This is a genomic window from Streptomyces beijiangensis, from assembly GCF_017315755.1.
In the GTDB taxonomy this organism is placed as follows: domain Bacteria; phylum Actinomycetota; class Actinomycetes; order Streptomycetales; family Streptomycetaceae; genus Streptomyces; species Streptomyces beijiangensis.
On sequence record NZ_JAFLRJ010001010.1, the window covers coordinates 1 to 811 of the forward strand.

Genomic DNA, 811 nt, shown 5'->3' on the forward strand with positions numbered 1-811 from the left:
GCCGCGACCAGCCGCCCCCCCGAGATCCGCTCAAGACCGTGGCGCACCGACGTGACCGGGGCCCACACGGAGAGCCTCGGGTAGCCCGTCCCCTACTACGTCCGCAGAAGCGGGATCGCGGCGATCCCGCTGCTGCTGGCGAAGTTGTGGACGGTCTATCCGCGGCTCTTCGTGTGGCCGCCGGTCACGTCGGTGCGCCACGGTCTTGAGCGGATCTCGGTGGGGCTGCTGGTCGCGGCCTCGGTCTTCGAGGTCTTCTCCGGGCTGCTGAACACGGTGCAGTGGTATCCGTGGCCGTTCTCGTTCGTGCCGGTACATTTCGCGGTCGCCTGGGTGCTTGCCGGGTCGGTGCTGCTGCACGTGGCGGTCAAGTACCCCTTGATCGCGAGCCATTGGCGTGTGGACTCCCCCGGGACACTCGCGCTTCCTGCCGGGGACGGGCCCGATCGGCGGTCGCTGCTGCGCGGGGTGACGGCGGCGGTGGGCGCGGTGACCGTGGTGACGGTGGGGCAGTCGTTCACCCCGCTGGGCCGTCTCGATCTGCTGGCTCCGCGCCATCCTGGCCATGGGCCGCAGGGGCTGCCGGTCAACCGGACGGCCGCTGCCGCCGGGGCCCTGGGGGTCGACACCGCGGTCTGGCGGCTGGCGGTGACGGGACCGCGTCCGTACGAGCTGACGCTCGACGAGCTGCGGGCGCTCCCGCAGACCGACGCCGAACTGCCGATCGCCTGTGTGGAGGGCTGGTCGAAGTCGGCGCACTGGAGCGGGGTGCGGATCCACGACCTCCTGGCCCTGGCGGGCGCGCCGCCGG

General features: G+C 72.4%; 1 pseudogene. It reads left to right on the plus strand.

Annotated features, from left to right (window positions below):
* Positions 1-108: 108 nt before the first annotated feature.
* Positions 109-811, plus strand: a pseudogene (locus J0695_RS40310) (molybdopterin-dependent oxidoreductase); the annotation flags it as partial.